The 6,489-nt window shown below is 71.7% G+C and carries 7 protein-coding genes; 6 read left to right on the top strand and 1 reads right to left on the bottom strand.

Annotation, left to right across the window (positions count from 1 at the left end; genetic code table 11):
* The coding region (locus ACFYW5_RS33490) for a transposase (protein WP_389420899.1) at window positions 1-392 on the top strand (392 nt) is incomplete at its 5' end.
* Between the two features lie 147 nt (window positions 393-539).
* A complete protein-coding gene (locus ACFYW5_RS33485) occupies window positions 540-1,172 on the top strand; it encodes a sugar O-acetyltransferase (RefSeq protein ID WP_389420898.1) in 633 nt (210 codons plus the stop codon).
* Here ACFYW5_RS33485 and ACFYW5_RS33480 read toward each other — a convergent pair.
* Entirely contained in the window at window positions 1,106-2,305 is a 1,200-nt protein-coding gene (locus ACFYW5_RS33480) for a hypothetical protein (RefSeq protein ID WP_389420897.1), read from the bottom strand. The two genes, ACFYW5_RS33485 and ACFYW5_RS33480, sit on opposite strands and share 67 nt — an antisense overlap.
* A gap of 92 nt (window positions 2,306-2,397) precedes the next feature.
* Between ACFYW5_RS33480 and ACFYW5_RS33475 the strand changes: the two genes are divergently transcribed.
* From ACFYW5_RS33475 to ACFYW5_RS33460, 4 genes are all read left to right on the top strand, one after another.
* The gene (locus tag ACFYW5_RS33475; protein ID WP_389420896.1) at window positions 2,398-3,375 is read left to right on the top strand and encodes an ABC transporter substrate-binding protein; all 978 of its coding nucleotides are present in this window, start codon (window positions 2,398-2,400) and stop codon (window positions 3,373-3,375) included.
* A 104-nt stretch (window positions 3,376-3,479) separates the two neighbouring features.
* Window positions 3,480-4,628, top strand: a complete 1,149-nt coding sequence (locus ACFYW5_RS33470; RefSeq protein WP_389420905.1) for a FecCD family ABC transporter permease — start codon at window positions 3,480-3,482, stop codon at window positions 4,626-4,628.
* Window positions 4,625-5,632: a FecCD family ABC transporter permease gene (locus tag ACFYW5_RS33465; RefSeq protein WP_389420895.1), complete on the top strand. Its 1,008-nt coding sequence runs from the start codon at window positions 4,625-4,627 to the stop codon at window positions 5,630-5,632. Before ACFYW5_RS33470 ends, ACFYW5_RS33465 begins: the two co-directional genes overlap by 4 nt.
* A 19-nt stretch (window positions 5,633-5,651) precedes the next feature.
* The gene (locus tag ACFYW5_RS33460; RefSeq protein ID WP_389420894.1) at window positions 5,652-6,473 is read left to right on the top strand and encodes an ABC transporter ATP-binding protein; all 822 of its coding nucleotides are present in this window, start codon (window positions 5,652-5,654) and stop codon (window positions 6,471-6,473) included.
* Window positions 6,474-6,489: the final 16 nt, after the last annotated feature.

Below are 6,489 nucleotides of genomic sequence, written 5' to 3'. Positions count from 1 at the left end.
ACGCGCTCGCGTCCCGTGAGGTCGAGCCCGGCAAGCTCATCCATCACGCCGACCACGGCTGTCAGTACACATCCATCAAGCTCACAACTCGACTGCTGCGAGCGGGAGTTGAGGCATCCATGGGGTCCGTCGGGGACTCGTACGACAACGCCCTCGCGGAGAACCTCTGGATGCTGATCAAAACCGAATGCATCCGCGGCCGCACCTTCACGACGAGGGCCGAGGCCAACCTCGCGCTCTTCGAATACATCGACGGCTTCTATAACTCCCGCCGCATCCAGGAACGGCTCGGCTTCCTCAGCCCGATCGAGTTCGAGGAGAAGCACTACGCCGAGCAGGCGACAGCCGAACCAACGAATCTGAACACCCATCAACCCCTGCTGACCAGCTGATCAGCACCTCCCGCATGACGGGGGAACCTCACGCCAGGACTACCCGCCCGACGGGATCACGAGGTCTGGGACAGGAGTGGCGGCGCCCCGCCATGATCTGACTGATCGTATCGAGGCCGAGAAGTCGGACGAGGGGAACGTTTAGCCGTGACGCATGCTCGTGAGGAAGAAGTCCTGGCACGGATCGCCCAAGGGCTGGTCTACACCGAGTCGGAAGCGGCCTTCCAGGCCCCTCGGCGCCGCACCGAGCAGATTTTCGAGTACAATCACACGCCGCCGAGCGCGGCGCAGAAACGCCGATCGCTGCTCGTCGAGATCTTCGGCTCGGTCGGTGAACGCACCGTGCTGCTGCCGCCGTTCCACGCCGGGTTCGGCAGCAACGTCTACATCGGCGATGACTTCTTCGGGAACGTGAACCTCACGTTCGTGGACGACGTCGACATCCGCATAGGCAACGATGTCATGATCGCCCCCAGCGTGACGCTGACCACCACAGGACACCCCGTGCATCCTTTGCGGCGCACGGACCTCGGTCGCTTCTCGGAACCCATCGGGATCGAGGACAAGGTGTGGATCGGCAGTAACGCCGTGGTCCTGCCCGGCGTTCGCATCGGCTACGGGTCGGTCATCGGCGCCGGCAGCGTCGTCAGCCGTGACATTCCCCCGCATGCTGACCCTGGCCCGCCCTCCCCCCAGAGGCGCTGGCCAAGTCGTCACCGGCCCACAGGATCCCCGTCCGCCCCATCGGCCTGTGTGCGCAGCAGCGCGTGGCCGCCGTGATCCAAAGGTGTGTCCAGCTTCAGCCGGGCTGCTTCGGTGCCCGTCGGAGCGTCGAAGACGTGGACTTCGCCGTGACCGCCGCGGGTGACGGCAACCCAGTCCGAGCCCGGGGAGGCGGCCACCGCCCGGCGTTGGACGCCGTCCCACGGGGTGCCGCCGCGGCGGGGTGCGCCGTCCATGGCGGGGAGGGGGAGGCGGCGGGCGGTGTCGTCGGCGTCGAGGAGGATCAGTTCGTCGCCGTCCGGGTGGATGCGGGTGAAGGCGGTGTGGTTCCGGGCGAGGGCCAGCCGGAAGACCAGGCCGTGGCCCAGCTCGGTCAGGGTGGTGCGGTTCGTCTCCAGGTCGTGGCGCCACGCCTGGTTGGTCCACTCAGGCCACCGCAACGGGTCCGCGGGACCGCCCCGCAGCGTCGACCACAGCGCCCGCCGCCGAGGGTCGAGCCGCAAGTACCAGCCCCTGGCGGGGGAGTTCCAGGGGATCGTGCGCTCCGGGGCGAGCGCGTCGCCTGCGCGGCGTGCCCGGTGCACTCCGTCGGCCATGGCCGCGAACACGTGGCCGGAGTGCGGGTCGTGGGCGTCGCCGTGTCCGTCGTCGGGCAGCGGGAGGTGTGCGTGGGGCGTGACGGCGGGGCAGCCGGGGGGTGCGGCGAGCAGGTCGGCGAACCGGTGGACCGCGAGCGCGCCGGGCCCCCGGTGCCGCAGGACGACCAGCGGATCACCGTGGCCGAGGACGGTCACCCCCGGTTCGTCGATGCGGGTCCGCACCCGGGTCGCGTCTCCCGTGGTGAGGTCGACGACCGTCAGCAGGTCCGACCACGGCTCGGCGTTCTCGCCCAGGCCCGTCGTCACGGCCACCCACCGGCCGGACGGGTCGCAGGCGAGGTGCTCGGCCGGAACGGCGACCGGGATGGCGGCCTCGACCAGTACGTCGCCGTACGGATCGAGCACCAGCAGCTCGCCCCTGCGGTCGTCGACGCAAGCCGCTCGGCCGCCCGGCAGGGCCAGGAACCCGGCGTGTTCGGAGAGGTGGCGCCCGGTGAGGCGGCCCGTCCGGGTGCCGTCCGGGACGGTCAGGACGTGGACGGATCCCTCGATGTGGTCGGAGACCAGCAGGAGGGGAGGGGCGGTGGTCAAGGGGATCCTCCAGGAGAGCGGGGGTGATTATGAAAACGATTATCATGTATCTTCAGGGCGTTCCGGGTTCCTGAGAAGAAGCGAGGGCATCGATGCTGCGCTCACCGTCCAGATTCGTCCGAAGCTGTGTCACCGCAGCGCTAGTGGGGTCGGTGCTGGTCGCGTGCGGCTCGTCCACCGAGCCGGCGGACGAGAAGGCCGCCGCTGCCGGCGCGAAGACCGACGTCACTGTCGAACCCATCAAGGCCACAAAGCAGTTGACGGACACAAAGGGCACCAAGGTCTCCCTGGAGAAGGAGCCCGAGCGCATCGTCTGCCTGTTCGCGCTCTGCGACGACATCCTCACCGAGCTGGGCATGGCCCCCACGGCCACCAACAGCGTGCTCCTCGCCCACCCGAAGTTCCTGGGGGAGCGGAAGGCGAAGGAAGTCGACGTCATCCCGGGCGGGTTCATCGCACCCGAGGTGGAGGCGATCCTCTCCCACAAGCCCGACCTGGTGATCGGCCTGGAGGACACCCACGGCAAACTCGCCCCGGCGCTGAAGGATGCCACCACGTTCTGGCCCATGCAGCCCAAGACATGGCAGGACAGCGTGGGCTACCTGCGTGATGTCGCCGCGCTCACCGGCCGCACCGCCGAGGGCGAGAAGGCCGAGAAGGCCTTCCGTACCAAGCTCGCCGAGGCCGAGAAGAACCGGAGCGACAAGACCGCGCTCATCATCTACGGCAGTGACGAGAACTTCGGCGTCGCCACCCCGGAGACGGACGTCGGCGCCAGCCTTTTCCCGAAGCTCGCCGACTACCCCTGGAAGTCACGTGGCGTGGAGGGCAGTTACAGCCTCGAAGAGATCCTCGCGGCGGACGTCGACGTGCTGTTCGTCGAGACGATGAGCTTCGGCGAGGCGGACGGCAAGCTGTCGGAGAAGCTGGCGGACAACCCCCTGTGGAGCAAGATCCCCGCGGTGAAGAACGGAGACGTCCATGAGGTGAACTCCGAGGTCTGGGCCAAGGGACGCGGTACCCGTTCGCTGGGCATCATCCTCGATGAGGCCACGGCCGCGCTGCGGTGAGCGCGCCCACCTCGATGCCCGCCGCGTCAGGTGACACGGCATCGGGCGCACGGCGGTTCGTGCGCCTCGCGGGAGGATGGCAACTGCCTGTCGTGTGCGTCCTGTTGTGCGCCGCGTCGGCCTGCGCGCTGAGCCTGGGCACGCCCTACGTCCCGCTGCACCGGCTGCCCGGTGCGCTGGCGGACGGGGACGGTACGCTCGCCGGGATCGTCGTCACCGAACTCCGCGTGCCCCGCCTGGTGCTGGCGCTGGTCGCCGGTGCCTGTCTGGGGGCGGCGGGGCTCGTGCTCCAGGAGGCGTTGCGCAATCCCCTGGCCGTCCCGGAGATGCTCGGCGTGTCCTCCGGGGCGGCGCTCGGGGTGGCCGCACCGCTGGTGCTGGCGGTGTCCCTCCCGGCCGCCCTCCAGCCGCTGCTGGCCATCGGCGGCGCCGCGCTCGGCGGCGGACTCACGCTGCTCGCCGCCGGGTTGGGGCGCAGCCCGTCCGCCGTACTGCTGACCGGGGCCGCGGTCGCCGCCGCGCTGCAGGCCGCGCTGCTCGTGCTGATGGTGATGGCCGACCAGCTCGATCTCCAGCTGATCTACCGCTACCTGCTCGGTTCGCTCTCCACCCGCACCTGGGACGACGTCACCGGGCTGTGGCCATGGCTGCTCGTCGCCGTTCCCGCGCTGGTGCTGTGCGCACCGGTGCTCTCGGTGCTGCGGCTGGGCGACGAGGACGCCGAGGCGCTGGGGGTGCGCGCCCAGCGGGCGCGGCTGGCCGCGCTGGCGATCGCCATTGTGCTGATCGCGCCCGTGACGGCCGTGTGCGGGCCGGTGGCCTGGGTCGGGTTCCTTGCTCCGCATCTGGCGCGCTGTTTCCACCCTGCGGCGGGCGCTGTGCGTTGGCTGCCCTGGTCGGCGGCCTGGGGCGCCGTCGTCGTGGCCGTCGCCGACGTCCCGGCCCGCCTCGCGCTGGCGCCCGTGGAGACGCCGGTCGGTGCCTGGACGGCCCTGCTCGGCGTGCCCGCCGGGGTCGCCCTGCTTCGGTGGGGCAACCGGAGACCGTCTGCCCGGCGCCGACCGGCGGGCAGCACTGCCTCGGGCCCGGCGCCCAAGGGCGCCGGGTCTGCGCCCTCCAGCACTGCGGAGAAGGAGCGCGAGCGTGTCCCGGGGGCCCGCGACCGCGTCCGCCGGGGTGATCACGGGAGCGACAGCGCTTCCGGACGCTCCGCCTTCCGCGGTGAGTCGACCGAAGCGGAGGAGGCCCGGTGAGACGGCGTTTCGCGGTACTCGGGGCGCTCATCGTGGTCTGCGCGGGGGTGGAACTGGTGGCCGGGCGGGGCATGTCCCCCGCCCGGGTGTGGGACGTCCTCGGCGGTGGCGGCGATGCGACGGAACGGCACATCCTGCTCCAACTCCGGTTGCCCCGGCTGCTGGTGGCCCTCGGTGCGGGGGCGTGCCTGGGCGTGGCGGGTCTGGTGCTGCAGTCCGCGCTGCGCAATCCGCTGGCCGGGCCCGAGGTGACGGGGGTGACTCCGGGCGCCGTGCTCGGTGCCGTCCTCGCGACCAGCCTCGGTCTCGCGGGGTGGGAATCACCGCTGGCCGTGGTCGTCGCCGCGTGTGTGGGCGGCTGCGCCGGGGCCGCGCTGCTGTGGCTGCTCGCAGGGCGGGGGCGCAGCGACCCCGCGCAGACCGCCGTGCACGGGGTTCTGGTCTCAGCGGTGCTCGGCGGGCTCACCGCCATGGTGCTGCTGGTCGCCCCGGGCGAACTCGGCAGCGTGGTGCAGTGGCTCGTCGGCACCACGGAGGGCCGGGTGTGGGAGCACTGGCACCTGCTCTGGCCGTGGGCGCTGGCCTGGGGAGTGCTGGCCTGGCTGCTGACCGGGCCGCTGACCCTGCTGCGCTGCGGGGACGACATCGCCCTCGCCGCCGGGCTGTCCGCGAGGCGGGCCCGGACCCTCGCCCTGCTGTGCGCGGTGGCGCTGACGGCCGGTGCCGTGGCGGCCGTGGGGGCGCTGGGCTTCGTCGGACTGCTCGTACCGCACCTCGCCCTGGCTGTCTTCGGCGCCGACCTGCGGGTGACCCTGCCCGGTGCCGCCCTGGTGGGCGCGGCCGTGGTGTGCGGGGCGGACGCGGCGGCGCAACTGTCCTCGCGGCTGCTGGCGGCCGCGCTGGACTCCGGCCGGCTCACCCTGCCGGTCGGGGCTCTGACCGCTTGCGTCGGGGCCGCGCTGCTGCTGGTCGTCGTGCGCCGCGCGCCGAGCCGTACGTTCTGATGTCGTCGGAGGACAGAGCATGACCGAGTCCATGGGGATCCGCGTCGAGGGGGTCCGCTTCGGCTACCCCGGCCAGCCCGTGCTGCGAGGCGTGGACGTGACCGTCGAGCCGGGTGAGCTGACCGCTCTCATCGGTCTCAACGGCTGTGGGAAATCGACCCTGTTGCGGCTGGTCGCCGGCCTGCTGCGGCCGGACGAGGGGCGTGTGCTGCTGGGCGAGGACGACCTCGCCCGGCTGTCCCGGCGGGCCACGGCCCGCCGGGTCGCGCTGCTGCACCAGTCGTCCCCGGGCGTCCCCGGCATGACGGTGCGTCATCTCGTACGGCAGGGGCGGTACGCGGCACGGGGGCCGCTCGGCATGCTGCGGGAGGGGGACGACCCGGTCGTCCGCCGCGCCTTGCGCGACGTCGGGGTGGAGCACTGGGCCGACCGCGAGGTCGACGAGCTGTCCGGCGGTGAGCGGCAGCGCGTGCGGCTCGCGATGGCGCTCGCCCAGGACACCCGCGTACTGCTGCTGGACGAGCCGACCACCTACCTGGACCTGCATCACCAGCTGGACGTGTTGCAGACCGTGGTCCGCCTGCGCGAGGAACGCGGGCTCACCGTGGTGATGGTGCTGCACGACCTGGCCCACGCCGCCCGGTTCGCCGAGCGGATCGTCGCGCTGCGCGAGGGGCGTGTGGTGGCCGACGGCACGCCCAAGGAGGTGGTCACGCCCGGGCTGCTCGCGGACGTCCTCCGGGTGGCCGGACGGGTCGGCCGGGACCCCGAGGGCGGCTGGCCCGTGTGTTATCCAGATCACCCGCTCCCAGCACTAGAATATGAAAATCATATTCACTAGTGTTCTCGGTGTGGCG

It is taken from the genome of Streptomyces sp. NPDC002779, from assembly GCF_042888685.1.
Lineage (GTDB): Bacteria > Actinomycetota > Actinomycetes > Streptomycetales > Streptomycetaceae > Streptomyces.
Note: the sequence above shows the minus strand (reverse complement) of the source record. Positions and strands in the feature narration are given on the sequence as shown.